The sequence below is a fragment of the Halomonas sp. SIMBA_159 genome (assembly GCF_046536035.1).
Lineage (GTDB): Bacteria > Pseudomonadota > Gammaproteobacteria > Pseudomonadales > Halomonadaceae > Vreelandella > Vreelandella venusta_A.
Genome location: NZ_JAWJBT010001058.1, coordinates 1 through 255 on the forward strand (window position 1 = coordinate 1; position 255 = coordinate 255).

Genomic DNA, 255 nt, shown 5'->3' on the forward strand with positions numbered 1-255 from the left:
GCGTTGTTCGTTGAGAGTGGCGGCGTTTATGACTTCTCGGGCGTGACCTTCACATCTGCTACTGGCAACATTCCCGTCACCGGTGGCACAGGCGCTGCTGTGACCGGCAGCGCTGCCGATGATTGGATCGGTGGCGGTTTTATGGTCGCTGGCGGCAACGACACGTTGCATGGTTTCGACGGGAATGACACGATCGATGGCCGTGAAGACGATGATATGCTCTACGGCGATGCAGGTGACGATATTGTTAACGGC

Annotated in this window: 1 protein-coding gene; it reads left to right on the forward strand. The window is 57.3% G+C overall.

Annotated features, from left to right (window positions below):
• A partial coding sequence (locus tag R0J87_RS22525; protein ID WP_498889110.1) for a calcium-binding protein occupies positions 1-255 on the forward strand: 255 nt, incomplete at both ends.